Annotated in this window: 24 protein-coding genes; 11 read left to right on the forward strand and 13 right to left on the reverse strand. The window is 62.7% G+C overall.

Annotated elements, in window-relative coordinates; translation table 11 throughout:
• Positions 1-333: 333 nt before the first annotated feature.
• From ACKTSM_RS08410 to ppdK, 3 genes are read left to right on the forward strand one after another with little or no spacing between them, the layout of a single operon-like run.
• Entirely contained in the window at positions 334-1,203 is an 870-nt protein-coding gene (locus tag ACKTSM_RS08410) for a glycine--tRNA ligase subunit alpha (RefSeq protein ID WP_407876339.1), read from the forward strand.
• On the forward strand, positions 1,203-3,305 hold the full coding sequence (gene glyS, locus ACKTSM_RS08415) for a glycine--tRNA ligase subunit beta (RefSeq protein ID WP_407874210.1): 2,103 nt from the start codon (positions 1,203-1,205) through the stop codon (positions 3,303-3,305). Before ACKTSM_RS08410 ends, glyS begins: the two co-directional genes overlap by 1 nt.
• A gap of 52 nt (positions 3,306-3,357) precedes the next feature.
• Positions 3,358-6,039, forward strand: coding sequence for a pyruvate, phosphate dikinase (gene ppdK / locus ACKTSM_RS08420; RefSeq protein WP_407874211.1), 2,682 nt, complete (start codon positions 3,358-3,360; stop codon positions 6,037-6,039).
• On the opposite strand, the gene ACKTSM_RS08425 is transcribed toward ppdK, so the two are convergent.
• On the reverse strand, positions 6,022-6,789 hold the full coding sequence (locus tag ACKTSM_RS08425; protein ID WP_407874212.1) for a methyltransferase: 768 nt from the start codon (positions 6,787-6,789) through the stop codon (positions 6,022-6,024). The two genes, ppdK and ACKTSM_RS08425, sit on opposite strands and share 18 nt — an antisense overlap.
• Positions 6,790-6,896: 107 nt before the next feature.
• Between ACKTSM_RS08425 and ACKTSM_RS08430 the strand changes: the two genes are divergently transcribed.
• From ACKTSM_RS08430 to ACKTSM_RS08445, 4 genes are all read left to right on the forward strand, one after another.
• Positions 6,897-7,616: a double zinc ribbon domain-containing protein gene (locus ACKTSM_RS08430; protein ID WP_407874213.1), complete on the forward strand. Its 720-nt coding sequence runs from the start codon at positions 6,897-6,899 to the stop codon at positions 7,614-7,616.
• 187 nt (positions 7,617-7,803) lie between these two features.
• Complete coding sequence (gene hisI / locus ACKTSM_RS08435; protein ID WP_407874214.1) at positions 7,804-8,427, forward strand: phosphoribosyl-AMP cyclohydrolase; 624 nt, start codon at positions 7,804-7,806, stop codon at positions 8,425-8,427.
• Positions 8,428-8,458: 31 nt separating this feature from the next.
• On the forward strand, positions 8,459-8,914 hold the full coding sequence (locus ACKTSM_RS08440; RefSeq protein WP_407874215.1) for a MerR family transcriptional regulator: 456 nt from the start codon (positions 8,459-8,461) through the stop codon (positions 8,912-8,914).
• Between the two features lie 61 nt (positions 8,915-8,975).
• Entirely contained in the window at positions 8,976-10,781 is a 1,806-nt protein-coding gene (locus tag ACKTSM_RS08445) for an acyl-CoA dehydrogenase C-terminal domain-containing protein (protein WP_407874216.1), read from the forward strand.
• Between the two features lie 75 nt (positions 10,782-10,856).
• On the opposite strand, the gene ACKTSM_RS08450 is transcribed toward ACKTSM_RS08445, so the two are convergent.
• From ACKTSM_RS08450 to tyrS, 5 genes are all read right to left on the reverse strand, one after another.
• On the reverse strand, positions 10,857-11,639 hold the full coding sequence (locus ACKTSM_RS08450) for an aspartyl/asparaginyl beta-hydroxylase domain-containing protein (protein WP_407874217.1): 783 nt from the start codon (positions 11,637-11,639) through the stop codon (positions 10,857-10,859).
• A 108-nt stretch (positions 11,640-11,747) separates the two neighbouring features.
• A complete protein-coding gene (gene cysK / locus ACKTSM_RS08455) occupies positions 11,748-12,668 on the reverse strand; it encodes a cysteine synthase A (protein WP_407874218.1) in 921 nt (306 codons plus the stop codon).
• 1 nt (position 12,669) lies between these two features.
• Complete coding sequence (locus tag ACKTSM_RS08460; RefSeq protein WP_407874219.1) at positions 12,670-13,968, reverse strand: MFS transporter; 1,299 nt, start codon at positions 13,966-13,968, stop codon at positions 12,670-12,672.
• 73 nt (positions 13,969-14,041) lie between these two features.
• Positions 14,042-14,380, reverse strand: a complete 339-nt coding sequence (locus ACKTSM_RS08465; RefSeq protein WP_407874220.1) for a PilZ domain-containing protein — start codon at positions 14,378-14,380, stop codon at positions 14,042-14,044.
• A gap of 100 nt (positions 14,381-14,480) precedes the next feature.
• Positions 14,481-15,710, reverse strand: a complete 1,230-nt coding sequence (gene tyrS / locus ACKTSM_RS08470) for a tyrosine--tRNA ligase (protein ID WP_407874221.1) — start codon at positions 15,708-15,710, stop codon at positions 14,481-14,483.
• A gap of 91 nt (positions 15,711-15,801) precedes the next feature.
• On the opposite strand from tyrS, the gene ACKTSM_RS08475 reads away from it, so the two are divergent.
• Genes ACKTSM_RS08475 through ACKTSM_RS08485 form a run of 3 tightly spaced genes read left to right on the forward strand, consistent with a single transcriptional unit; the run spans position 15,802 to position 18,025 of the window.
• The gene (locus ACKTSM_RS08475) at positions 15,802-16,323 is read left to right on the forward strand and encodes a hypothetical protein (RefSeq protein WP_407874222.1); all 522 of its coding nucleotides are present in this window, start codon (positions 15,802-15,804) and stop codon (positions 16,321-16,323) included.
• Positions 16,323-17,531 (forward strand): exo-beta-N-acetylmuramidase NamZ domain-containing protein, encoded by a 1,209-nt coding sequence (locus ACKTSM_RS08480; protein ID WP_407874223.1) that lies wholly within the window; start codon positions 16,323-16,325, stop codon positions 17,529-17,531. The genes ACKTSM_RS08475 and ACKTSM_RS08480 overlap by 1 nt, the downstream gene beginning before the upstream one ends.
• The gene (locus ACKTSM_RS08485; protein WP_407874224.1) at positions 17,495-18,025 is read left to right on the forward strand and encodes a hypothetical protein; all 531 of its coding nucleotides are present in this window, start codon (positions 17,495-17,497) and stop codon (positions 18,023-18,025) included. The genes ACKTSM_RS08480 and ACKTSM_RS08485 overlap by 37 nt, the downstream gene beginning before the upstream one ends.
• Positions 18,026-18,099: 74 nt before the next feature.
• Here ACKTSM_RS08485 and ACKTSM_RS08490 read toward each other — a convergent pair whose 3' ends face one another.
• Positions 18,100-19,284, reverse strand: a complete 1,185-nt coding sequence (locus ACKTSM_RS08490) for a vWA domain-containing protein (RefSeq protein ID WP_407874225.1) — start codon at positions 19,282-19,284, stop codon at positions 18,100-18,102.
• A gap of 172 nt (positions 19,285-19,456) precedes the next feature.
• On the opposite strand from ACKTSM_RS08490, the gene ACKTSM_RS08495 reads away from it, so the two are divergent.
• The gene (locus ACKTSM_RS08495; RefSeq protein ID WP_407874226.1) at positions 19,457-20,854 is read left to right on the forward strand and encodes a methyl-accepting chemotaxis protein; all 1,398 of its coding nucleotides are present in this window, start codon (positions 19,457-19,459) and stop codon (positions 20,852-20,854) included.
• Positions 20,855-20,881: 27 nt separating this feature from the next.
• On the opposite strand, the gene ACKTSM_RS08500 is transcribed toward ACKTSM_RS08495, so the two are convergent.
• From ACKTSM_RS08500 to parE, 6 genes are all read right to left on the reverse strand, one after another.
• On the reverse strand, positions 20,882-21,751 hold the full coding sequence (locus ACKTSM_RS08500; protein ID WP_407874227.1) for an AAA family ATPase: 870 nt from the start codon (positions 21,749-21,751) through the stop codon (positions 20,882-20,884).
• 88 nt (positions 21,752-21,839) lie between these two features.
• Positions 21,840-23,156, reverse strand: coding sequence for a serine hydrolase (locus ACKTSM_RS08505; RefSeq protein WP_407874228.1), 1,317 nt, complete (start codon positions 23,154-23,156; stop codon positions 21,840-21,842).
• A gap of 46 nt (positions 23,157-23,202) precedes the next feature.
• Positions 23,203-23,778 carry a hypothetical protein gene (locus ACKTSM_RS08510; RefSeq protein ID WP_407874229.1) on the reverse strand — a complete coding sequence of 192 codons (576 nt, stop codon included), beginning with the start codon at positions 23,776-23,778 and terminating at the stop codon, positions 23,203-23,205.
• Positions 23,775-24,299, reverse strand: a complete 525-nt coding sequence (locus tag ACKTSM_RS08515) for an RNA polymerase sigma factor (protein WP_407874230.1) — start codon at positions 24,297-24,299, stop codon at positions 23,775-23,777. Before ACKTSM_RS08515 ends, ACKTSM_RS08510 begins: the two co-directional genes overlap by 4 nt.
• 49 nt (positions 24,300-24,348) lie before the next feature.
• Entirely contained in the window at positions 24,349-24,708 is a 360-nt protein-coding gene (locus tag ACKTSM_RS08520) for a hypothetical protein (protein ID WP_407874231.1), read from the reverse strand.
• Positions 24,708-26,684 (reverse strand): DNA topoisomerase IV subunit B, encoded by a 1,977-nt coding sequence (parE, locus tag ACKTSM_RS08525; protein WP_407874232.1) that lies wholly within the window; start codon positions 26,682-26,684, stop codon positions 24,708-24,710. Before parE ends, ACKTSM_RS08520 begins: the two co-directional genes overlap by 1 nt.
• Positions 26,685-26,711 lie beyond the last annotated feature (27 nt).

Raw genomic sequence — 26,711 nt, forward strand, 5'->3', positions numbered from 1 at the left:
CTCCCATTCAGCCAGCAACCAGGCTGGAAAAAACTGATTTGTCGTAACAACCTTCCGGAATGTCAGGTTGTCCTTACTTTATGTCGCGAATCTCTGACCATGTCAAGATAACCTGACATTTCGTAAAGCTGACCTTACGAAAATCGCAGAATTGTGCGGGATTGCGGGTTGTAAATCGACCCATGCTGCGCTGCGGCATTGACGGGTTTGGGGGCATCGGGCAGGGCCTCTGACACGATGGAATCGACCGAATCTAACCTTAAGCGCGCGCCCTTAGAACCGGGGGCCGAATCGGCCGCGACCACCCGCGACCCGACCCGTTCGTTCCAGGACATGATCCTGACGCTGCACGATTTCTGGGCGGCCAATGGATGCGTGATCCTGCAACCCTATGACATGCGCATGGGGGCGGGCACATTTCACACCGCGACAACTCTGCGCGCGCTCGGGCCTGAGCCTTGGAACGCCGCCTTCGTCCAGCCCTGCCGCCGCCCGACCGACGGGCGCTATGGCGAAAACCCCAACCGGCTCCAGCATTATTATCAGTACCAAGTGATCCTGAAGCCTTCGCCCGGCAACATCCAGGAGCTTTATCTCGACAGCCTGAAGGCAATCGGGATCGACCCGCTCAAACACGATATCCGCTTCGTCGAGGATGACTGGGAATCGCCCACGCTCGGTGCGTGGGGGCTGGGCTGGGAGGTCTGGTGCGACGGGATGGAAGTCACACAGTTCACCTATTTCCAGCAGATGGGCGGCTTCGACTGCAAGCCGGTCGCGGGCGAACTGACCTACGGGCTCGAACGGCTCGCCATGTATATCCAGGGCGTGGACAGCGTCTATGAACTCGATTTCAACGGGCGCGGCGTGTCCTATGGCGATGTGTTTCTCGAAAACGAGAAACAGATGTCGAAATGGAATTTCGAGGTCGCGGAGACCGACGCCTTGTTCGACCTGTTCGCCAAGGCAGAGGCCGAATGCCGCAACGCGCTCGCCAATGACGTGCCGATCGCCGCATACGAGCAGGCGGTCGAGGCGAGCCACATCTTCAACCTGCTCCAGGCGCGCGGCGTCATCAGCGTGCAGGAACGCGCCAGCTATATGGGCCGGGTGCGCGACCTCGCGCGTTCGTCCTGCGAGAAATATGCCGAGCTGATGGCCCCTGAATGGGCCGCCAAATATCCCGATTGGAGCCTCGCCTGATGGCCGATTTCCTGCTCGAACTGCGCTCGGAAGAGATCCCGGCCCGGATGCAGGCCGGAGCGCGCAAGGAACTGGAAAAACTGTTTCGCCGCGAAATGGAGGCCGCCGGCCTCACGCTGGGCGATGTCACCGTCTGGTCGACCCCGCGCCGGCTCGCGCTGATCGCGCGCGATTTGCCGACCGAGACCAAGGCCGTGCGCGAGGAGGCCAAGGGCCCGCCGGTCGGCGCGCCCGACCAGGCGGTAGATGGCTTTTGCCGCAAGAACGGCGTCACCCGCGAGGACCTTGAGAGCCGCGAGGTCAAGGGCCGCGCGACATGGTTCGCGGTGATCGAGAAACCCGGACAGGCGGTGTCCGAACTGCTCGCAGCGGCGATCCCGGTAATCATCCGCGATTTCTCCTGGCCCAAGTCGATGCGCTGGGGGGAGGCCTCGATCAGCAGCGAAAGCACGCGCTGGGTGCGTCCGCTTTCGGGCATTGTCGCGCTGCTCGGCGGCGAGATCGTGCCGGTCGTCACCGACGGGCTGGCAAGCGGGCGGACCACGCGCGGCCACCGCTTCCATTCGGACGGCGAGATCGCCATCGAAGGCGCCGACGATTACGCCGCCAAGCTGCGCGATGCGCACGTCATCGTCGATCACGACGAACGCGCCGACATTGTGCGCGAAGGCGCGCGCAAGGCAGCGGCTGAGGCGGGCCTCACCCTGGTCGATGACGAGGGGCTGGTGATCGAGAATGCCGGGCTGACCGAATGGCCGGTGCCGCTGCTCGGCCGGTTCGACGAAGACTATCTCGACGTCCCGCCCGAGGTCATCCAGCTCACCGCGCGGGTGAACCAGAAATATTTCGTGTGCGAAGACAAAGATGGCAAGCTCGCCAACGCTTTTGTCTGCACCGCAAACATCGCCGCGGCCGACCCGGCAGTTGTCGTCGACGGCAATCGCAAGGTTCTCGCCGCGAGGCTTTCGGACGCGCGCTTCTTCTGGGAACTCGACCAGAAGAAACCGCTCGCCGAACATGCCGAGGGGTTGGCGCGCATCACCTTCCACGAAAAGCTCGGCATGCTGGCCGACAAGGTCGAGCGGGTGGCGAAACTTGCGCGCTGGCTGTGCGAAGAGGGCATCGTCGATGCCGATCCCGACATGGCCGAACAGGCCGCGCGGCTTGCCAAGGCCGATCTGGTCACCGAAATGGTCGGCGAATTTCCCGAACTTCAGGGCCTGATGGGCGGCTATTACGCCGAGAAGGAGGGCCTGCCGGACGAGGTCGCCCACGCGATCCGCGACCATTACAAGCCGGTCGGGCAGGGCGACGAAGTGCCGACCGCCCCGGTGACGGTGGCGGTGAGCCTTGCGGACAAGCTTGATACGCTCACCAGCTTCTTCGGCATCGACGAAAAGCCGACCGGATCGAAGGATCCCTTCGCGTTGCGCCGTGCTGCGCTCGGCGTGATCCGGCTCATCACCGAAAACGGCCTGCGGATGAAGGCGGCCGAAGGTGAATTGCTCGATTTCTTCGCCGACCGGCTCAAGGTCCAGCAACGCGAGGCGGGCGTTCGCCACGACCTGATCGACGCCGTGTTCGCGCTTGGCGGGGAGGATGACCTTGTCCGCCTGCTCGCGCGGGTCCACGCGCTGCAAGCTTTCGTCGAAACCGAAGACGGCGCGAACCTGCTCGCAGGCTACAAGCGCGCGGCCAATATCCTCAAGAAGGAAGGCCGCGAAGGCAGCGTCGAACCCGAGCACACCGGCGAGGAAGACCCGCTCGCGCTCGCCGGGAAACCCGAATTCGATGCCGCCATGGCCGGCGCTGTCGCAGCAGAGCGGGCAGGCGCGCTGTCCTACACTCCCGAACCCGCCGAACAGGCGCTGATCGATGCGCTCGACGCGGCAGGGCCCAAGGCCAGCGCCGCGATCGAGGCGGAGGATTTCGCGGCGGCCATGCGCGCGCTTGCGAGCCTGCGCGCACCGATCGATGCCTTTTTCGAAGACGTGACCGTCAATGACGACGACCCGGTCAAGCGCGAGGCGCGGCTTGGCCTTCTCGCGCGGCTGCGTGACAGGGTCCACCAGGTCGCAGATTTCAGCCGGATCGAGGGGTGAACCTGCTCCGCCGTCTCGATCGATCGAATTCCACCCTCCAGGAAGCGCACACATGAAAACGGTCTATCACTTCGGCGGAGACGCCCGGCACGACGATCCTCGCGACGCCGAACGGCAGGCAGACAAGACCGTCACCGGCGGCAAGGGTGCCAATCTCGCTGAAATGGCGCGGATCGGGCTTCCGGTTCCCCCGGGCTTCACCATCACCACCGAGGAATCGCTGCGATATCTGCGTGATGGCGCGGACTTCTCAGACGAATTGCGAGGCCAGGTCGCAGATGCGCTGGCCCATATCGAACGCTCGGTCGGCAAGACATTCGGCGATGCCGGCGATCCGCTGCTGGTCTCGGTGCGCTCGGGCGCGCGGGTGTCGATGCCGGGCATGATGGACACCGTGCTCAATCTCGGTCTCAACGACGAGACCGTCCAGGGGCTGGCACGCGCATCGGGCGATGAACGCTTCGCCTGGGACAGCTATCGCCGCTTCATCCAGATGTATTCCGACGTCGTCCTGGGCATTGATCACGGCCTGTTCGAAGAAACACTGGAAATCGCAAAGGAAGACAAGGGCTTATACGCCGATACCGAACTTTCGGCCGAGGATTGGCATGCGCTCGTTGGCGAATTCAAGGCAATCGTCGAGACCGAGCTCGGGAAACCCTTCCCGCAGGATGTGTTTGATCAACTTTGGGGCGCGATCGCGGCGGTGTTCGACAGCTGGGATTCGGACCGTGCCAAGGTCTATCGCCGCCTGAACGACATCCCCGCCGACTGGGGCACCGCGGTCAATGTCCAGGCCATGGTTTTCGGCAATATGGGCGATACCAGCGCCACCGGCGTGGCTTTCACCCGCGATCCCGCCACCGGCGAGAAGGTGTTCTACGGCGAATACCTCATCAATGCGCAGGGTGAGGACGTCGTCGCGGGCATTCGCACGCCGCAATACCTGACCAGTGCCGCGCGCGAAAAGGCAGGGGCGAAGCCGCTTTCGATGGAAGAGGCGATGCCCGAGGCCTATTCCGAGCTCGCCCGTGTCTTCGACCTGCTCGAAAACCATTATCGCGACATGCAGGACATCGAGTTCACCGTCGAGCGCGGCAAACTGTGGATGCTCCAGACCCGGTCGGGCAAGCGCACCGCGAAGGCCGCGCTCAAGATGGCGGTCGACATGGTGGAGGAAGGCCTGATCGCGCGCGAGGAAGCCGTGCGCCGGGTCGATCCGATGGCGCTCGACCAGTTGCTTCACCCCACGCTCGATCCCGATGCCCCGCGCGAAGTGCTCACCACCGGCCTTCCGGCATCGCCCGGCGCGGCGGCAGGGCGGCTCGTGCTCGACGCCGACACGGCTGAGCAATGGACGAGCCGCGGTGACAAGGTCATCCTCGTCCGGGTCGAGACAAGCCCTGAAGACATCCACGGCATGCATGCCGCGCAGGGCATTCTCACCGCGCGCGGCGGGATGACGAGCCATGCCGCCGTTGTCGCCCGCGGCATGGGCCGCCCCTGCGTTTCGGGTGCGAGCGCGGTCTCGATCGACCGGTCTGCGCGCACCCTTCGCATCGGCACGCGCGAACTCAAGGAAGGCGACGAGATCACTCTCGACGGGGCCAAGGGGCAGGTCATGATGGGCATCGTCCCGACGGTCGAACCCCAGCTTGCTGGCGATTTCGGCACGCTGATGGAATGGGCCGACGCGCTGCGCCGGATGCGTGTGCGCACCAATGCCGAGACCCCCGACGACTGCCGCATGGCGCGCCAGTTCGGGGCCGAGGGCATCGGACTGTGCCGCACAGAGCACATGTTCTTCGATGCCGGACGGATCAGCGCGGTCCGCCAGATGATCCTCGCCGATGACGAGGCGGGCCGCCGCCGTGCGCTCGAGCAACTGCTCCCCGAACAGCGTGCCGATTTCACCGCGATCTTTGACGTCATGGCAGGGCTTCCCTGCACGATCAGGCTGCTCGACCCGCCGCTGCACGAATTCCTGCCCACCCGCGATGCTGAGTTCGAGGAACTCGCCGATGCGACCGGGCTTGGGGTCGATCATCTCAAGCGCCGCGCCGAGGAGCTTCACGAATTCAATCCGATGCTCGGCCATCGCGGCTGTCGTCTCGGGATCACCTTCCCCGAGATTTACGAGATGCAGGCACGCGCAATTTTCGAGGCAGCGTGCGATGTTCAGGCAGAAAGCGGTGAGGCTCCCCTGCCGGAAATCATGGTGCCGCTGGTCGCAACCCGGCGCGAGCTGCAGATCCTGCGAACGCTCATCGAGAATGTCGCCCGGCAGGTCTTCGAAGAGAAAGGCGCGCAGATCGACTATCTCGTGGGCACGATGATCGAATTGCCACGCGCGGCCCTGATGGCCGGCGAAATCGCGCATGAAGGGGCGTTTTTCAGCTTCGGCACCAATGACCTGACCCAGACGACCCTGGGCGTCAGCCGCGACGATTCGGCGCGCTTCCTCGCGCCTTATGTCGAGAAGGGCATTTTTTCGCGCGACCCCTTCGTGAGCCTCGATATCGACGGGGTCGGCCAACTGGTCGAACTCGCGGCGGAGCGGGGCAGGGCGACGCGGAGCGACATCAAGCTTGGCATTTGCGGCGAGCATGGCGGCGACCCGGCCTCGATCGCTTTTTGCGAAAAAGTCGGACTCGATTATGTCAGCGCCTCGCCCTATCGCGTGCCGATCGCGCGGCTCGCAGCCGCTCAGGCGGCGCTAGCCGCGCGCGGGTGATCGCCGCCCGGTCAGGGTGATGATGTCGAAAGTCTCTGCGGTCTTCCCGTCAGTGTCAGCCTGATCGCGAAAAGCAGCGCGCGCCCGCTCGAGCGCTGCCTTGCCGAGGCTCCTGGCATGATCGGCCAATGCACAGTTCAGCCCCTGGTCGCGCAGGTCCCCAACCAGGGTATCGAGCGAGCCATACCGCACCGTGAGCCGATGGGTGTCGACGACAGGGTCGCTCCAGCCAGCGCGCTGCAGCAACCCGGGAGCGGCGCGCGGATCGACCATCGGGTGAATGCGTGCCGCCGGCTTGTCGCCATCAGCTGCCATCATCGCCGCGCGCAATTTCGGCAGGCTTGATCCGCCGACAAAGGACACGATCGCCAGCCCTTCGGGTGCGAGTGCGTTGCGAATATGGATCAGCGCGCCGGGCAAGTCATTCACTGCGTCGAATTCGCCAAACACCGCGACAAGGTCAAAGCGCCGGTCGGCGAACGGGCGTTCGATGTCGGCGCTGTCGAGCATTGCGGCTGCCCGGCCGCGCGCGGCGAAATGATCGTGGACCGATTGCGGAACGAGGCCGGCATAGCAGGGGCTCTGTGCATCGTGCCGTACGAATGCGAGCCGTTCGAGCAGGTCCTCGCCCATATCGTCGAGTACGAAACGTGCCGGATCGACCGCGCGGCGCTGGCGGCTGCGCGCGCGGACAAGGCGTGCCTCTCGTCGCTTCTGCGAAAAGATCGTCGGGACCGGGCGTTGTGTCATCGTGCTCGCCCCTGCCGCGCTTGCACGCTTGGCGCAAGAGGTGCACACATTGCTTCATGGGTTGGGGGTCGCATCTTGGCGCAGTGCTGCGCGATGGTCTGCGACCGGTGGTCGACCTCGTCTATCCGCCGCGCTGCCCGCTATGCGGCGAGGCGATTGCCGAACAGGGCAATCTTTGCGCCGGTTGCTGGACCGAGCTCGAATTTCCAGGATTGCCTGCATGCGCGACCTGCCAACGCCCTATTGCCGACGCGCCTGAGCAGGGTAGCGCAACGTGCTTTGCATGCACGGCAAAGCCACCAATTCACGCAGGCGTCCATGCTGCCACGCTTTATAGCGATGCCTCGCGCAGGCTCGTGCTCGCGTTCAAGCATGGGGGAAAAATTGCCCTCGCGCCGCTACTTGCGCGGCTGATTTCCGCCCGCATTGGCCGGCCTGACCACGAGCAAGTTCCTCCTTTGCTGGTGCCGGTGCCCTTGCACCGATGGCGCTTGTGGCGGCGCGGCTACAACCAGGCGGGATTGTTGGCGCGCGAACTTGAGCGACTCGGACTGGGCGAATTGTGTGTCGATGCGCTGGCCCGGCGCAGGCACACGCCAGCGCTCGGCGGGCTGGGCCGGGAGCAGCGCGAAAAGGTGCTGCGCGGCGCCATTGTCCTGAACAGGCGCGCGCGGGAGCGGATCGCTGGGCGAAACGTCATCCTTGTCGATGATGTGCTGACCAGCGGCGCAACCAGCGATGGTTGCGTATGCGAGGTGATCGATGCCGGCGCCGCCTCGGTACAGATCGCGTGTTTTGCGCGAGTGATCGATGGGTCAGGACTGTGAGGCGAGCGAACGGATGGGCGCGGACACATTCAAAAAGAAACGCCCGAGGCCATTACGACCCCGGGCGCCACGTGACGAAATGGTATAGACCCGCTCCGAAGGAGCTCAGATGGCGACCCCCTAACTTCGCCATCAGGATCCAATCCCTCATCGTTCAATCGATCATTCCGACACCCCGCTGTCGGCCTTGATCGACAACCCCCTGAACCTGGCTTTGAAAAGCCGCATTCTGGTGGACGAGCGCTTGCACGCTCAGTGGCGATGTTGTTTCACCCAAGCCCAGCTTTCGGAAGCTGAAACCTTTGCTTGTGCCGATTTTGAACGACATCTGTTGTTATCGTGCAACAAATCGTCGCATAGGATGAACCGTCCGTCGCGCGATCCACTGCGGCGAAATTTGCAGGAGCAAGCCTTGGCTAGCGATATCTTGTCCCGTGAACAGCGTGAGAACGGCCGGGCCTTTGTCCCGAAATTCGATGAATCCGGGCTCTTGAGCGCGGTGGTTGTCGATGCGGCGAACGGCGACGTTTTAGTCGTAGCCTTCATGAATGCCGAGGCGATCGCGAAGACACGCGAGACAGGCAATGTCCATTTCTGGTCGCGTTCGCGCAATAGCCTCTGGATGAAGGGCGAGACGTCGGGACATGTCTTGCACGTCGAGGAGATGCTCGTCGATTGCGACCAGGACGCGCTCGTCATCCGCGCGACGCCGAAGGGGCCTACCTGTCACACCGGCGCGCGCTCGTGCTTCTATCGCAGGCTCGATCCCGACAGGAACGACGCCGATGCTCTCGTAAGGGTCAACACTTGACGCTCACGTAAAGGTAAGGTAGCTGTCCGGAATGGCTACCGCACCCGATCACGAACAGACCGCGACCAAGACACAGCGCCGCAATGGTGCGCATCTTGATCGCCCCGACAAGCACGAACGCGAACAATATTCGATTTCGGACCTCACGTCCGAATTCGACTGCACCGCACGGGCGCTGCGTTTCTACGAAGACGAAGGGTTGATCAGCCCTGCGCGCGTGGGGCTCACCCGCGTCTATTCCAAGCGGGACCGCGCGCGACTCGCCTGGATTATGCGCGCCAAGAATGTCGGATTCAGTCTCACCGAAATCCGCGAGATGATCGACCTCTACGACCTCGATGACGGGCGCGTCGAACAGCGCCGCGTAACGGTCGAGAAGTGCAGGGCGCACATCGCGAAGCTCGAAGCCCAGCGCGACGATATCGATTCCTCGATCAAGGAACTCACCGCCTTCGTCGAGGAAATCGAACAGCTCGAGCTTGGCTGATCGCCGGCGTCTTTCACCAGAAACACAACCACTCATAACGCTCTCAAGGGGAACCCGCCCGATGCCCACCTATACCGCTCCGACACGCGACACCCGGTTCGTCATCAACGAGATGCTCGACCTTCCCAGCTACGGCAACCTGCCCGGCTTCGAGAACGCGACTCCCGACATGATCGAAACGGTCGTCAACGAGGCGGGCAAGTTCTGTTCGGAAGTCCTTGCTCCGCTAAACCGTATCGGAGACGAGCACGGCTGCACCCGGCATGATGACGGCAGCGTGACCACGCCCCCGGGTTTCAAGGAAGCGTATGACGCTTATGTCGAAAGCGGTTGGGGCACGCTGGCAAAGCCCGAGGAATTCGGTGGGCAGGGCCTTCCGCACACGCTCGGTTTCGTGGTCGAGGAATTCACCGCGGCGGCCAACCAGGCATTCGGGATGTATCCCGGCCTCACCAATGGCGCGACCGCCGCGATCGAGGCGGCCGGTTCGCAGGAACAGAAGGACACCTATCTGCCCAAGATGATCTCGGGCGAATGGTCGGGAACGATGAACCTTACCGAGCCGCATTGCGGCACCGACCTCGGCATGATCCGCACTAAGGCAGAACCGCAGGCCGATGGCAGCTACAAGATCACCGGCACCAAGATCTTCATCTCCGCTGGCGAGCATGACCTGACCAGCAATATCATTCACCTCGTCCTCGCGAAGACCCCCGGCGCGCCCGACAGCGCGAAGGGCATCTCGCTTTTCATCGTCCCCAAATACATCCTCGATGAAAATGGCGAACCGGGCGAACGCAACGCAGTCACCTGCGGTTCGATCGAGGAGAAGATGGGCATTCACGGCAACTCGACCTGCGTGCTCAATTATGACGGCGCGACCGGCTACATGATCGGCGAGGAAATGAAGGGCCTTGCCGCGATGTTCGTGATGATGAACGCCGCGCGTCTCGGCGTCGGCATCCAGGGGCTCGCGCAGGCCGAGGTCGCCTATCAGAACGCGGTCGCCTATGCACTCGACCGCAGGCAGGGCCGTGCGCTGACCGGCCCCCAGGACACTGACGCAAAGGCCGATCCGATCTTCGTCCACCCCGATGTCCGCCGCATGCTGATGGATGCAAAGGTGTTCAACGAAGGCATGCGCGCGCTGTGTCTGTGGGGCGCGCTTCAGGTCGACCTCACGCATAAGGCCCAGACGGAGGATGAGCGCCAGCTCGCCGATGACCTGATCGGGCTGATGACCCCCGTGATCAAGGGATATGGCACCGACAAGGGCTACGATGTTGCCAACAACATGCAGCAGGTGTTTGGCGGCCACGGCTACATCACCGAATGGGGCATGGAACAGTTCGTGCGCGATGCCCGCATCGCGATGATCTACGAAGGCACCAATGGCGTGCAGGCGATGGACCTGTGCGGCCGCAAGCTCGCCAGCAAGGGTGGCCGCGCGGTGCAAGCCTTCTTCAAGATGATCGATGACGAGATAGCCGAGGCCAAGGGCAACGAGGCGCTCGCCCCGCTTGCCGAAAAGCTCGAAAAGGCGCTCGGTGAACAGAAGGCGGCGACCATGTGGTTCATGCAGAACGCCATGGCCAATCCCAATCACCTGGGTGCCGGCGCGCATCACTACATGCACATCATGGGCATCGTCACGCTCGGCTTTTTCTGGCTGAAGATGGCCAAGGTGGCATCCGAAGCGCTCGCGGGCGAACCGGAAGACAAATCGTTCTACGAGGCAAAAATGACGTCTGCGTCCTATTATGCAGAGCGCTTCTTGCCCGATGCAGGGGCTCTGCGACGCAAGCTCGAAGCGGGCGGCGACACGATGATGGCGCTCTCCGAAGAGGCGTTTGCCACCGCAGCCTGACGAGATACCCGTATCGTCACGTGAACGAGGTCCGGCCACTCAGGGGGGGGTGCCGGGCCTCTTTTCGTCAGGGGGCTATAATTCGCCTCTTTCGGCCTTGGCATAGGCGGTCTCCCAACCCGCAAGGTTGTCTTTTGCCTCTCGGACGAAGGGGCTACACTCGACGTAACGCATCAGCGCTGCGGCGATCCACGATCCGGGCGCGCAAAGCGGTCGCTTGACCTGGCATAACAGGATGATCCGGGTCTCTTCCGTGTCGTTGCGCACCTCGTGTTCGTAAGTGTCGTCGAAGATCGTCCAGTGGCCTTCCTCCCAGTGCACGCGCTCATCGCCGACCCGCATCCAGAGCCGGTCGGGTTGCGCCGGGACGACGAGACCAAGGTGAGCGGTGAAGAAGGCTTTCGTCACCCCGCGATGCGGAACGATATGGCTGCCGGGCGCAAGGATCGAGAAAAAGGCCGAATTAAGCCCGGGAACCTGGCTGACCAGTTCAGCGGTGCGCGGGGCCCGGGCGATGTTCTCCTCCTGCCGGTGCCCGTAACCGATCAGGAAGAAACTGCGCCAGGAATTGTCCCGGACGATCCGGCGATGATCCGGCGAAATCTCGCGCAAGGGCGGTATCGCAGCACGATGGGCATAGATCGCCAGCGCTTCTGCGCGAATCTCCTTCCAGTGCCGTTGCAGCATATCCGTCCAAGGGAACTGGGCAGGGTCGAGCACCGGGTCATTCGCAATCCGCGAGCTGCGAGCGATGATGGCGTTGGCGCGGTGGCGCTGCTTTTTCAGGAACCGGTAGTGAAGCGGGCGCCCCTCGACATCGGACAGGAGTCCGAATCCATTGGATATGCCCAAAGCCATGGCCGCACCCTCCTGCCTGCGACCACGTGAGCGCGCTTAGCATAGCAGGCGATGCGATAATTGTTCAGATGCGACAGACCCGGGCGCAGCGAGGCCTTCGACCCCCGCTCATTCCTCGGGCAGGAAATCGGGCACCGAGAGATAGCGTTCGCCGGTGTCGTAATTGAAACCGAGCACGCGCGTTCCAGCGGGCAGATCGGCCAGTTTGGCAGAGATCGCGGCGAGCGTCGCCCCGCTCGAAATGCCCACAAGCATGCCTTCTTCGCGCGCGGCTCGCCGGGCCATTTCCTTGGCCTCGTCGGCATCGACCTTGATCGCGCCGTCAATCGCGTCGGTGTGAAGGTTGTCGGGGATGAATCCTGCGCCAATGCCCTGGATCGGGTGCGGGCCGGGTTCGCCGCCATTGATGACCGGCGAAAGCGTGGGCTCGACGGCATAGACCTTCATGCCATCCCAGTGCTTCTTGAGCTCCTCGGCACAGCCCGTGATATGCCCGCCGGTCCCGACCCCGGTAATCAGCACGTCGATCGGATCATTGCCAAAGTCATCGAGAATTTCCTTGGCAGTCGTGCGCGTGTGCACCGCCACATTGGACGGGTTTTCGAACTGGCTCGGCATGAACGCGCCCTGCGTATTCGCGACGATTTCGCCCGCGCGCTCGATCGCGCCCTTCATGCCTTTTTCCTTGGGCGTGAGATCGAAGGTCGCGCCATAGGCGAGCATCAACCGGCGCCGCTCGACCGACATCGATTCGGGCATCACCAGCACCAGCTTGTAGCCCTTGACCGCTGCGACCATGGCGAGGCCGATGCCCGTATTGCCGCTGGTCGGTTCCACGATCGTTCCGCCCGGCTTCAGCCGACCGTCACGTTCCGCATCCTCGATCATGGCGAGTGCGATGCGATCCTTGATCGAACCGCCGGGATTGGCCCTTTCCGATTTCACCCAGACCTCGTGATCGGGAAACAGCCGCGCGAGGCGGATGTGCGGGGTATTGCCGATGGTCTCGAGGATATTGGCAGCTTTCATGTCAGGCCTCCTGGGGGTGTTCGGTTTGCTCGCCTTCTAGCAGGTCTTCCGGCGGATCGAAGGATTTGGTTGTGCGCAGGACCGGGAACAAGCCCGACCATAACAGGACCGTCAGCACCGCGCCCACTCCGCCTGCGACCACCGCCGCAACCGGGCCGATCAGGAATGCGAGCGAACCGGAGAAGAAATCGCCGCCCTCGTTCGATGCGCTGATGGTCAGCAGGCTGACCGAGGACACCCGGCCGCGTTTGTCGTCGGGCGTGTGCAACAGGATCAGCGATTGGCGGATATAGACGCTGAACATGTCCGCCGCACCAAGGATGAAGAGCATGGCGAGGCTGAGCGGCATCGATGTCGACAGGCCGAAGATGATTGTCGCGATCCCGAAAATGCCGACCGCCCAAAGCATCTTGGGCCCGACATTGCTCTTGATCGGGCGGAACGAAAACCATGCTGCGGTGATCGCGGCCCCGATGGCAGGGGCCATTGCGAGCTGGCTCAGCCCGGTTTCGCCGACCATCAGTATATCGCGTGCATAGACCGGGAACAGCGCAGTGGCGCCGGCGAGGAAGACCGCGAACAGGTCGAGCGTGATTGCGCCCAGGACCATCTTGTTGCGCAGCACGTAGCGCAACCCGTCGATGATGGCACCGATCGGGCGCTGGTCGGTACGGGCTGCGGGTTGGGGCACCTTGCCAATCAGGCTGAGTGCGATCAGCGACACGACAAAGAGGCCGCCGGCCACCCCGTATGGCAGAGCCGGTCCGATCGCGTAGAGATAGCCTCCAAGCGCCGGTCCTCCGATCATTCCCACTTGCCACGCGATCGAAGACAACGCGATCGCGGTCGGCAGGATCGGCTTGGGGACGAGGTTGGGAGCAAGCGCCGAAAGAGCGGGCCCGGCAAAGCCGCGTGCAATGCCAAGGACGATCGCGATCGCATAAAGCACCGGCAGGCCGATCGCTCCGGTCCAGGTGGCCCACCCAAGCGTGGCCGCGCAGAGCAATTGCGCAAACACCGTCAAGAGCGCGAGCGAACGCCGATCGAACCGATCGGCGGCAAGGCCCGAAAAGGGTGTGAGCACGAACAGTGGCAGGAATTGCAGCAAGCCGATCAGAGCAAGCTGGCCCGATGCCTCTGCAATACTCATGCCGCCGTCGCGTGCAATGTTGTAGGTCTGCCACCCGATGATCAGCAGCATCGCATATTGCGCCAGCGTCATGGCGAGACGGCTGACCCAGTAATAGCGGAAATTACGGACCCGGAAAGGGTGCGGATTGTCGAGTGTGGGTTCGGTCACGCAAGCGCCATGGCACCGCGCGCGTCCGCTGCCAAGCGAACGAAATTAAATGCCTTCAAAGCACGGCTTCGCCTCAGCGATTGCGGCGCAGGCGCGGATTGGGCTGAAGCGTATCGATAATCGCGACGAAATCGTCGAGCCGGATGATCCGTTCGAACTGGAAACCGGCACGATCATCGCGGGTCCAGATGACATAGGCCTCGATCCGGCCGACAACCGGCAGGCGGATGATGACGCGGTGCCCGCGCTCAAGCCCCTGTGCATCGTCGACCATGAAGCCGTGAGCGGAAATGTTGCAGACATGGAGCTTGAGATCGCCATGGGCGAAATGTTCGACGATCACCGGGTAATCGACCGGGTGACGCGCCGCACGACGCAGGTCGGTAACACTGAGATTTGCTCCGGCAGTCACAGCCTGCGCCCTCCACATTCTAGCCAGCCCCCCGTCGGGGCAGACAACCCTAATGGGCGAGAAAGGCTGATATTTGGTAAAGCCCTCGGGCGAGCCGGGTTCAGCGGGTCACGATTGCGTGCTTCTTCTTGCCGAGGCTGAGCCTGCGCGATTGCCCTTCCTGGGCGGTCACGAGCGTGGCCGGATCGCGCACCGTTTCATCGTCGAGCTTGACCGCGCCCTCAGCCAGCTTGCGCTTCGCCTCGCCATTGGACGCGGTAAATCCCAGCTCGGTGAGGACAGCGCCGATGCGCATGCCGTCATCTCCCACGCTGATCGTGGGCAGGTCTTCGCCCGCACCGCTTCCGGCGAATGTCTCACGCGCGGTCGCCTCGGCAGCCTTCGCCGCCTCATCACCGCGCACCAGTTTCGTGACCTCGTTGGCAAGCACGACCTTGGCATCGTTGATCGCCGCGCCTTCGAGCGCTTCGAGCCGGGCAATTTCGCTTAGCGGCAGATCGGTGAACAGCCTTAGGAACCGACCAACGTCACGGTCATCGGTGTTGCGCCAATATTGCCAGAAATCATAGGCCGCGAGCTGGTCCTCGTTGAGCCAGACGGCGCCCGCGGCGGTCTTGCCCATCTTGGCGCCATCGGCCGTGGTGAGCAGCGGGGTGGTAAGCCCGAACAGGTCGCGCCCTTCCATCCGACGGCCCAATTCCATGCCGTTGACGATATTGCCCCATTGATCGCTGCCGCCCATTTGCAGCCGGCAGTCGAAGCGCCGCGCAAGCTCGACGAAATCATAGGCCTGAAGGATCATATAATTGAATTCGAGGAAGGTCAGCGGCTGTTCGCGGTCGAGCCGCAGCCGCACCGAATCGAAAGTGAGCATGCGGTTGATGGTGAAATGCGGACCGACATCGCGCAGCAGATCGACATAGCCGAGGCTCGACAGCCACTCGTCATTGTTGACCATGACAGCATCGGTGGGTCCGTCACCGAAGGTCAGCAGCCGCTCGAACACGGTGCGGATCGAGGCGATATTGTCGTCGATCACTTCGGGCGTGAGCAATTTGCGGCTCTCGTCCTTGCCCGATGGATCGCCGATCTTGGTCGTCCCGCCGCCCATCACCACGATCGGCTTGTGACCGGCTTGCTGAAGGCGGCGCAGCATCATGATCTGCACCAGGCTGCCGACATGCAGGCTCGGCGCGGTGGCGTCGAACCCGATATAGCCGGGCACGATCTGTTCGGCGGCAAGCTCGTCGAGCGCGCCGGGATCGGTGACCTGATGGATATAGCCGCGCTCTTCGAGCAATTGCAGCAATTGCGAGTTGTAGGTGCTCATGATCGTCCTGTCGTTTGGCCCGCGCTTAACAGTGTGGGCGCACCGCTTCCAGTGGCTTGCTCACAGCATGATTGCCCGCCAATAGGATTTCATGCCAGCGCTCACTCTTCACCCTTCGTGTCCGACCGGTCCGATAACCGGCATCGACGCTGCGATCCGGGCAGACGAGATGGGTTGCGAAGCTACTTTCCGCCTTGTCGGGGATGTGTCGAAAGTCGTCATGCCGCAGCCTGCAAAGCCTGAACGGATGGACGATCTTTGGAAGACCACTTGCTGCGAGATATTCTGGCAGCCGCGCGGCGGTTCGTCCTACCGCGAATTCAACCTGTCCCCTTCAACCCGCTGGGCGGCCTACGATTTCGATGATTTCCGCGAAGGAATGCGCGATGCGCCGGTGGAGTCCATCAATATCGAGACAGCTTCGAACGGCGAGGGCGCTTGGGTGCTGAACGCCAGGATCGCGGCTGCCTTGCCGGCTCCTGCTGACGTCGCTCTCAACGCCATCATCGAACTGCCCGGCGGCAGGCTGCAATTCTGGGCGCTCGCATTTCCGCCGGGCAAGGCCGAATTCCATTCCGAAACATGCCGCCAGGCGAAAGTGGAGCGCAAGTGATGACTACCCTGTTCGGGATCGACCGTCTTCTCGAAGATGCGGAATTGCTGGGCGCCCTGGATGGTCGGCGCGTCTCGCTCGTCGCGCATCCGGCAAGTGTGACCCGCAGCCTCGACCATTCACTCGATGCGCTGATCGCCAGGGGCTTGAACATCACCAGCGCATTTGGGCCCCAGCACGGCATCAAGGGCGACAAGCAGGACAACATGGTGGAGACCGCGGACGAGATCGATCCGCGCTACGGCATTCCGATCTACTCGCTCTATGGCGAAGTGCGCCGTCCGACCGCCGAGATGATGGCCAGCGCCGACATCTTCCTGTTCGATCTCCAGGACCTGGGATGCCGGATCTACACCTTCGTCACCACGCTGCTCTATCTGCTCGAAGAGGCGGCAAGGCACGGCAAAGAGGTCTGGGTGCTGGACCGCCCCAATCCCGCAGGTCGCCCGGTTGAGGGGACCTTGCTCGTTCCGGGGCATGAAAGCTTTGTCGGAGCGGCGCCGATGCCGATGCGCCATGGCCTGACGCTGGGCGAGATGGGCCACTGGTTTATCGCGCACTTCGACCTGGACGTGCAATATCGCGTCATCGCGATGGAGGGATGGTCACCCGAGGGTGAAGGATCCGGCTGGCCCACCGATCGCATCTGGATCAACCCGTCGCCCAATGCGGCAAGCCTCAACATGGCCCGCGCCTATGCTGGCACGGTGATGATCGAAGGCGCGACCGTGAGCGAGGGAAGGGGGACGACCAGGCCGCTGGAGGTGCTGTTCGGCGCGCCAGATATCGATCCCATCAAGGTTGTCGAAGAAATGGCGGAGATCGCGCCTGACTGGATGCGTGGTTGTGCGCTGCGGCCTTGCTATTTCGAACCGACCTTTCACAAGCACGCAGGTGTTCTCTGTAGCGCCCTGATGATCCATGCAGAAGGCGAATTCTATGACCATCACGGGTTCAAGCCTTGGCGGCTGCAGGCGCTCGCCTTCAAGTCAATCCGCAACCTCTATCCCGATTACGATCTTTGGCGCGGCAAGGACTTCAAATACGAATATACCGACAACGTGCTGGCAATCGACGTGATCAATGGGGGCCCGTCGCTGCGCGAATGGGTCGATGATCGCGCTGCCGGACCCGACGCGCTTGACGCGCTGGCATTAGCCGACGAGGCATCATGGGTGCAGACAGTGCGCGAGCATCTGCTTTACTGATCGCTGTTGGCCGTAGCGTTCTCGCCCTCCAGGGCGCGCTCGGCCAGGTTGATCCACGTTTCGAAGCGCGCCAGTTCGCGTCGCTGTCTGACGCGCAGGGGTTGGAGCGAGGCTCTCGGACTGCGGCAGCCACCGACGATGACGAAGTCGGCCGGTTCGCCATAGCGGTCGCGGTAGCGTTCTTTCAAACGCTCGAAGCGCGTTCCGAAATGCCGGCGGAACCTGTCTGCAAATTCTTCTCCGATATTCGGATCGCAGAAACTGCCCCCACGGGCTGCCTGGCTGGCCCAATAGAATTCATGCCCCCAATTCGCCGGATCTGGCGCGGCAATCGCCCGCTGCTCGCAATCATCGATTGTCGCGCAGCCAGTGAGAGCAAGGAAGAGAACAGCGGCGAGGACGTCGCGAATCGTCAGCGCGCCTCAAAGGCCACTATCCGCCGGGAGCCGCGGAACGCCCGCTCCGGCCGGCACCAAGGCAGCAGCATGAATTGAGAATGTGCGCATGCAGACTCTCCCCTCCATTCGCGGGCACACCTGACACTCTGACGACTTGAGCGGCGGTGAACCTAGTGCCCCTGCTTGCGGCTGAGCTCGCGCATCGCGTCATCCAACCCATCCAGCGTGAGCGGGTACATCCGGTCGTTGACCAGCTGCTTCATCATCTTGGTCGATTGCGAATAGGACCACTGCTTTTCAGGGACCGGGTTGAGCCACACGGTCGCGGGATAGGTGTTCGTGACGCGCTGCATCCAGGTTGCGCCGGCTTCCTCGTTCATGTGCTCGACGCTGCCGCCGGCATGGGTGATTTCATAGGGGCTCATCGCCGCATCGCCGACGAAGATCACCTTGTAATCGTGCCCGTATTTGTGGAGCACGTCCCAGGTCTTGGTGCGTTCCTGCCAGCGGCGTCGATTGTCCTTCCAGACGCCTTCGTAAAGGCAATTGTGGAAGTAGAAGAATTCGAGGTTCTTGAACTCGGCGGTGGCCGCGCTGAACAGTTCCTCGACCAGCTTGATGAAGGGGTCCATCGATCCGCCGACATCGAGGAACAGAAGCAATTTCACCGCATTGTGCCGCTCGGGTCGCATGTGAATGTCAAGCCAGCCCTGCTTGGCCGTGCCTTCGATCGTCGCGTCGAGGTCGAGCTCGTCAGCAGCGCCCTCGCGTGCAAACCGGCGCAGGCGGCGCAGCGCCATCTTGATGTTGCGCGTGCCGAGTTCCTTGGTGTTGTCGAGGTTCTTGAACTCGCGCTTTTCCCAGACCTTGATCGCGCGCTTGTGCTTGCTTTCGCCCCCGATCCGCACGCCTTCAGGATTGTAGCCCGAATTTCCGAATGGAGAGGTCCCTCCTGTGCCGATCCACTTGTTGCCGCCTTCGTGCCGGCCTTCCTGTTCCTCGAGCCGCTTTTTCAGCGTCTCCATGATCTCGTCCCAGTCACCAAGCTTCTCGATCTCGGCCATTTCCTCTTCGGTGAGGAACTTTTCGGCGACCGATTTCAGCCAGTCCTCGGGAATGTCGACCGGGTTCTGGCCGTAATCGGTGAGGATGCCCTTGAAGACCTTGTGAAAAACCTGGTCGAACTTGTCGAGCATGCCCTCGTCTTTCACGAAGGTCGCGCGGCTGAGATAATAGAACGCTTCGGGCGTCTGTTCTATCACGTCCTTGTCGAGCGCCTCGAGCAGGGTGAGGTGCTCCTTGAAGCTCGCGCCGATTCCGGCTTCGCGCAGTTCGTCCATGAAGTTGAAAAACATGGATGCAGGCTTAGCCGCTGATCGGTTCGGATTAAAGACCTTTCGACGCCCCTGGGCAATGCTGCGGGATGCGTGCGAATAAGCCAGAATTCTCATGCAAAATTAAACGCTTGATAACCAACAATGCTTACCTCCGCGCAGCATAGAACAAACACGGGGGCCGTGGGCTGAAATGCAGCATGTGAAAATCGATACCGCCGATGCGTCGGCGATTAACAAAATTCCGGAGAAATGCGGCGCCGTCACCGTCGGGTGCACCGACGTGGCTGGCGTGGTCGAGGCAGTCATCCGCTCTTCCGAGGTGCTGCGTGAAGAGCATGAGGCGCTGCGGGGAACGGTAGCAGCTCTCGAAGCGGACCAGTCGAAGGTCGCAGAAGCAAGCGACGAAGCGCGACTGTTGTCCGAGCGTGCGATCGAACGACTAGGCGAGGGGACGGCACTTATCCAGTCATCGCTGGGCAAGATTGCGGGCCTGCTCGAACTGGTCGATGCGCTCGGCCAGCACGTGACCAGCTTTTCCGCCGCTATGGATCAGGTGAAGCGTTCGGCCAAGGATATCGAGGATATCGCCGAGACCACCAATATCCTCGCTCTCAACGCCACGATCGAGGCGATGCGGGCAGGAGATGCCGGACGCACCTTCGCGGTGGTCGCAAGCGAGGTCAAAAGCCTTGCCAACGACACCCGCAAGGCAACCGTGGAGATCGCTTCCACGGTCGATGCGCTGGGCGAGGAAGCGAGCGTCGTGATCGGTCGGATCGAGGAAGGTTCGAGGGCGAGCGACGAGGCCAAGGCCTCGGTCGCCCAGATTGAAAGCACAATTTCGGGTGTCGGCGACCTGGTGGAGGAAGTTGACAAGCAGAACGACGTCATCGCCCGCTCGACCGGCACGATCAGCGATCATGTCGATGCCGTGCAACAGGTCCTGACAAGCTTCGACGCTGCCGCGCGCACCAATGAGGACCGCCTCCAGGGCGCGCACAAGCGCATGGAGGAGCTCGAAATGACCGCGAGCGAAATGTTCGATTCGCTCGTCCAGTCAGGGCTCAGCCCGGAAGACAGCGCGATGGTGGAACGCGCCCAGGAAATGGCGCGCGAAGTGGCTGCGGTCGCCGAAGCCGCGCTGGCCAACGGGGAACTCAGCGAAGCGGCGCTGTTCGACATGGATTACCAACTGATCGAGGGAAGCAATCCGCAACGATACACCACCGGTCTGAGCGACTGGGCAGATCGGCACTGGCGCCCGATGCTCGACGCGGCCAAGCAATCCGACAGCCGCATCAATGCCGCCGCCTGCACCGACATGAAGGGCTTTCTGCCCACTCACATCACCGAAATGTCCAAGCAGCCGACCGGGGACCTGGTCCACGACACCAAGTATTGTCGCAATGGCCGCATCCTGCTCGAGGCGATCGACCAGAAAGCCAAGGACAGTTCGGCGCCCTACATGATGGCTGTCTATCGACAGGAAGGCGACGGCACGCGTTACCAGGTGGTGCGCAATGTCTACATCCCGCTGATGATCAACGGCCGCCGCTGGGGCGATTTCGAGGTGGCTTACAGTTTTTGATCCGGAACGCCGTTCAGCCCGGGTTGGTCAACTCGGGTTGCGGCGCGCCATGAATGCGAGCCTTTCGAACAGCATCACGTCCTGCTCGTTCTTGAGCAGCGCACCGTGCAGCGGCGGGATGGCGCTGTTGGGATTGCTGTCCTGCAGCACTTCGAGCGGCATGTCCTCGTTGAGCAGCAGCTTGAGCCAGTCGAGCAGTTCGCTGGTCGAAGGCTTCTTCTTGAGGCCGGGCACCTCGCGCAGGTCGTAGAAAACGTCCATCGCTTTCTTGACCAGCGCCTTCTGGATGCCGGGGAAGTGCACTTCGATGATGTCGGCCATCGTCTCGCGATCGGGGAACTTGATGTAGTGGAAGAAGCAGCGGCGCAAGAACGCGTCGGGCAGTTCCTTCTCGTTGTTCGATGTGATGACGACGATCGGGCGTTCCTTCGCCTCGATCCGCTCCTGCGTCTCGTAGACATCGAAGCTCATCCGGTCGAGCTCCTGCAGCAGGTCGTTGGGAAACTCGATGTCGGCCTTGTCGATTTCGTCGATCAGCAGGACGGGCAATTGCTCGCTGGTGAAGGCTTCCCACAGCTTGCCCTTCTTGATGTAGTTGCGGATATCGTGAACCCGTTCCTCGCCAAGCTGGCCATCGCGCAGGCGCGCCACCGCGTCGTACTCGTAGAGGCCCTGCTGCGCCTTGGTGGTCGATTTCACGTTCCACTCGATCAGCGGCGCGCCGATAGCCTTGGAAATCTCGTGCGCGAGCACGGTCTTTCCGGTGCCCGGTTCGCCTTTGACCAGAAGTGGGCGGCGAAGGGTGACAGCGGCATTGACCGCGACCTTCAGGTCCTCGGTCGCAATATAATCGCTCGTGCCTTCGAAACGCTGCTGCTCGGTGGTCGTGTCGGACATGGGTTTTCCTTCGAAACGGAATAAGGCTTGGCCGCCCCGATAATGGGCGAGTGCGGTGCGTGCAAGGGGGAGAGGCTGGCGAGACGTGTCAGCGAGGTAAGGAGAGGATGCGCTGTGCGATCACTTCGAGCGCGGATTGTTCGAGATTCGCATCCTCGTTCTTCCAGCCAAGGACGAGCGCATGGCGTTGCCCGGCCTCGTCCTCGAGCAGCCAGGCGAGGTGCAAGACGCCCGGTTCGCTGCCCCCCTTGTATCCAACATAGCGCCAGCCGTGGCGCGCGTTGTCGGTGATCGAGGGGTTGATCGCCATGATCGCGAGCGCTTCTTCGTTGCCCGTATCGAGGAAATTTCGAAACAGGCTGACGACGTCGGCGGTGCTGGCGAACCACTCGATGTCGAGCGCCCGCGGTCCCTGGCGAAAGGCTGCCTCGATCTCGGCCGCGTCAAGGGGAACGGTCTCGATCTGAGCGAGGATCGCCTCGCGTCTGTCATGATCGCCGGACTGATAGGCAGCGAGGCGCTCCTGCGGTCCGCCTTTGAGGAGGAACATCTCGCGCGTGGTCAGGAAGGGCGCGTTGCGCGTCGGTTCCGAATGGCCGCTTGCGACCAGAGCTTCGAACACCGCATCACGACCGAGTTCGGCGATCAGCGCATCGGTGGCCGTGTTGTCGCTCACCGACACCATCATCGCAGCAAGCGTGTGAAGCGTGACCGGCGCATCCTTGGGCCAGTCCTGCATCATCCCGCTCGGAAAACTCCGGGTATCGCCAAGCGTCACGACGTCGTCCCAATCGCGCGTTCCGCTGGCAATTTCATCGGCCAATGCGGCGAGGACATAGAGCTTGAAGGTCGAGCCCAGCGGCATCTGTGCATCGGGTTCGATCGCAATCACAGGCTCGCCTTCGCCGAGCGGGCCGAACCATGTGCTCACTGAGCCGGGAAGCGCCGAAAGGTCCGCGACGATCTTTTCGGGCGTGTCATCGATCGGTTCAAAATTCTGGAACAGCAATTCGCTGACCCGGTTTTCATCGGCAGGATCGATCGCGATCCCGCCGCGCGCAATCGCACGCTCCATCCGAATTGCCAGTGCCGAGCGGTTGCCCGATGGCGGGTTGACCGCCTCGACCGCGAGCGCTCGCCCGAATTGGCCTGTCAGTTGGGCGCTGATCGTTTCGAGCTGGGCGATAGGGACCGCGGCGAGGAAGCCATCGGTAAAGATGTCAGCCGCGTTCGCCTCGCCGTTGATCACGGCGACGACCTGTTCGGCGCGCATAAGGATGGGCGTCTGCTCGCGGGACTCGGATTGCGCGGTGTCGGCTTCCTGCGCGGCGGCTGCGGTAACTGGCGCGAGAGCGAGGACAAGCGCGGCGGCGAGGGTGCGCGCGTGGGCATTCAGCTGGTTCATTGGCTTGGCTCCGTTGGGGCAAGGCTAGACGATCACTTGATCGCCGTCAGCCCATGCCTTCGAGTTGATCGAGTTTGCGTTTGAGCGCTCTTGCAGCGAGCACATTGGCGAGCGCGACCGCTGCGAACAGGCCGAATGTCACCGCAGCCGGCCCGGTCAGTCCGGCCAGCGCGGTCCCCAGGTCTGACACCCGGGCGACCTTGTAGGTGACGACCGCATAGAACATCGCCGTGCCAGGAAGGAGCGGGCCGATATACCAGGCAGGCACGCGGCGAAGCGCGTCGTATTGGCGGCGATATTGCCGCCTGATGTAGAGCGCGCAGGGCTCTTCCACGCGCCGCGCGATATTGCTCGCCCGCTGGCGCAGGTTCCACGTGAGGACAAACGTGCCCAGGACGATCAACACGAGCGAGACCCCGATCAGAGCCTCACCAATGACGAAGGCTGCGATTGACGCTGCGCCGAACAACAGAACGACCAGACCCGCAGCCGCATATTCGATGGCATTGCGCACGCGCACGCGGCGCGCAAAACTGTCGGCCTCGCGCGAGCAGAACTCGGGCGCGCTGAACCGCGCGTCACCGCCAAGCGATTGCCATGCGGGGAGGGGAGGCGTGTTCATGCGCTGTCTCCTGTGAGGTGAGGGGATGCGAAGTAATCGGCGAGCAGCGCCTTTATCCGGTGGACGCGCACGCTGACCGCGCCCGGCGAAAGGCCTGTGATCTCGGCAATCTCGGCAGCGCTCTCGCCTTCGAGCCACAGCACGATCACCTGCGCATCGATCGCAGGCAGGCGTCGCACGAGTTCACCCACCTGGGCGAGCGCGAGGGCCTCTCCCGCCTCGTTTTCGACATCGCTGCAATCAGGCAGCGCCTCGACCTCGTCGAGCGGCACTTTTTGTGGCCCGCGCGCGGCTCTGGCCACGTGGTCGGCAGCGACATTGTGAGCGACGCGGTAAACCCAGGTCTTGAGCGCGCAGTCGCCTTTGAAACGGGCGAGGCTCGTCCACAGCACGCAATGCATTTCCTGTTCGAGATCGCGCGCTTTTTCGGGGTTTTTCTCGACCGCTCGCGCGAGCCGCGCCAGGGCTGGCGCGAATTGCGCGCCTGCCTCTTCGTAAAGCTGTTCGGCCGATCTGCTCATATCCCCTTAGTCGCCCCTCGAGGATATTTCTTACAAGCCTGGCGAAAGATTATGCTGGAAAACTCAGGGCCGCGACGAAGAACAGGTTGATCAGCAGCATCGCGATCGTGGCGATTTTCCACCCGGTCGCTGCCTGAGCCATGCCCCGCGCCCAGGTCCAGCGGGCGATACCGCCAGCTGCCATTGCCGAAAGGGCGAAGCTTATCCAGCCAGCTTGCCCCGAAAGGATCAGCGCGATCACCGAAGTGGCCAATAGGTGCACGAAAAACGCGCCGGTGAACCACACGATCGGAAGAGGGCGATAGGCCGTATCGGGCATTTCCCAGTCGGGAAGCGAGGCATCGGGCCGCGACAATCGGCGGTCGCCATAGACGATGTCCTCCTCACGCGGGTCCTTGTAGTCAGCCATCACGCATCGATCATGTCGCGGTCCATTTCGCCCGCACGGTTCTGGATGAAATTGAAGCGGTGCTCGGGATTGCGACCCATCAGTTGGTCGACCAGTTCCTTGACGCTCGCGCGTTCCTCGAACTCGGCCGGAAGTGTGATGCGGATGAGCGAGCGCGTATCGGGGTTCATCGTCGTCTCGCGCAGCTGCTGCGGGTTCATTTCGCCAAGGCCCTTAAATCGGCTCACCTCGACCTTCTTTCCCTTGAACACGCTGGCTTCGAGCTCGGCGCGGTGTTCGTCATCGCGGGCATAGCGGCTCTCCTTGCCTGCGGTCAGCTTGTAGAGCGGCGGCTGTGCGAGATAGAGCCGCCCGTCGCGCACGACCTCGGTCATTTCCTGGAAGAAAAAGGTCATCAGCAGTGTCGCGATGTGCGCGCCGTCGACATCCGCGTCGGTCATGATGATGATGCGGTCATAGCGCAGGTCTTCGGGCGAACAGTCCTTGCGGGTGCCGCATCCCATCGCGAGGGTGAGATCGGCGATCTCGCTATTGGCGCGGATCTTGTCGGCGCTGGCCGATGCGACGTTCAGGATCTTGCCGCGGATTGGCAGGATCGCCTGCGACTTGCGGTCACGCGCCTGCTTGGCGCTCCCGCCGGCGCTGTCGCCTTCGACGATGAAAAGCTCGGTCTCGCGCCCGCCTTCACCGCTGCAATCGGTGAGCTTTCCGGGGAGGCGCAGTTTCTTGGCATTGGTCGCGGTCTTGCGCTTAATCTCGCGTTCCTGCTTGCGCTTGAGCCGCTCCTCCATGCGCTCCATCACCTGGCCCAGCAGCGCCTTGCCGCGATCCATGTTGTCCGCGAGGAAGTGATCGAAATGGTCGCGCACCGCCGCTTCGACGAGGCGGGCAGCCTCGGGCGAGGTCAGCCGGTCCTTGGTCTGTGACTGGAACTGCGGATCGCGGATGAAGACGCTGAGCATGATCTCTGCGCCGTTCATCACGTCGTCGGCAGTGATGTCCTTCGCCTTCTTCACACCGGTCAATTCGCCGAATGCGCGCAGGCCCTTGGTGAGCGCGCCGCGAAGGCCCTGTTCGTGCGTCCCGCCATCGGGAGTGGGGACGGTGTTGCAATACCAACTGGTCGATCCATCTGAGTAGAGCGGCCAGGCGATCGCCCATTCGACCCGGCCCTGACTGTCGGGAAAATCCTGATTGCCGGTGAAGGATTGCGCGGTGACGCATTCGCGCTTGCCGACCTGTTCGGCCAGATGGTCTGCAAGACCGCCGGGGAACTTGAAAACCGCCTCTTCGGGCACGTCCTCGCTAGCGAGTGAGGCCGCGCATTTCCAGCGGATCTCCACCCCAGCAAACAGGTAAGCCTTCGAGCGCGCGAGCTTGAACAGGCGCGCGGGCTTGAACTGGCGGTCACCGAATATCTCGGTGTCGGGGGTGAAGGCGACCGTGGTCCCGCGCCGGTTGGGCGCGGCGCCGACCGTCTCGATCGGGCCGAGCGTCTGACCCTTGGAGAATTCCTGTGCGTAGAGCTGCTTGTCGCGCGCGACCTCGACCCGGGTGTGGCTGGATAGCGCGTTCACGACGCTGACGCCCACGCCGTGAAGCCCGCCGCTGGTGGCGTAGGCCTTGCCCGAAAACTTGCCGCCCGAATGGAGCGTCGACAAGATCACCTCTAGCGTCGACTTGCCCGGAAATTTCGGGTGTTCATCGACCGGGATGCCGCGACCATTGTCGCTGATCGACAGGCGATTGCCTTCCTCGAGCCGGACTTCGATCCGGTTGGCATGCCCCGCGACGGCTTCGTCCATCGCGTTGTCGAGCACTTCGGCGGCGAGATGGTGGAGGGCGCGGTCGTCGGTCCCGCCAATATACATGCCTGGGCGGCGGCGCACCGGTTCGAGCCCTTCGAGGACTTCGATCGACGAGGAATCATAATCGCCAGACGATGCCGGCGCGTTTTCAAACAGGTCTTCGGACATGCTATCGATATGGCCTGCGCGCACGCG

The sequence above is a fragment of the Qipengyuania nanhaisediminis genome (genome assembly GCF_045862805.1).
Classification (GTDB): domain Bacteria; phylum Pseudomonadota; class Alphaproteobacteria; order Sphingomonadales; family Sphingomonadaceae; genus Erythrobacter; species Erythrobacter nanhaisediminis_A.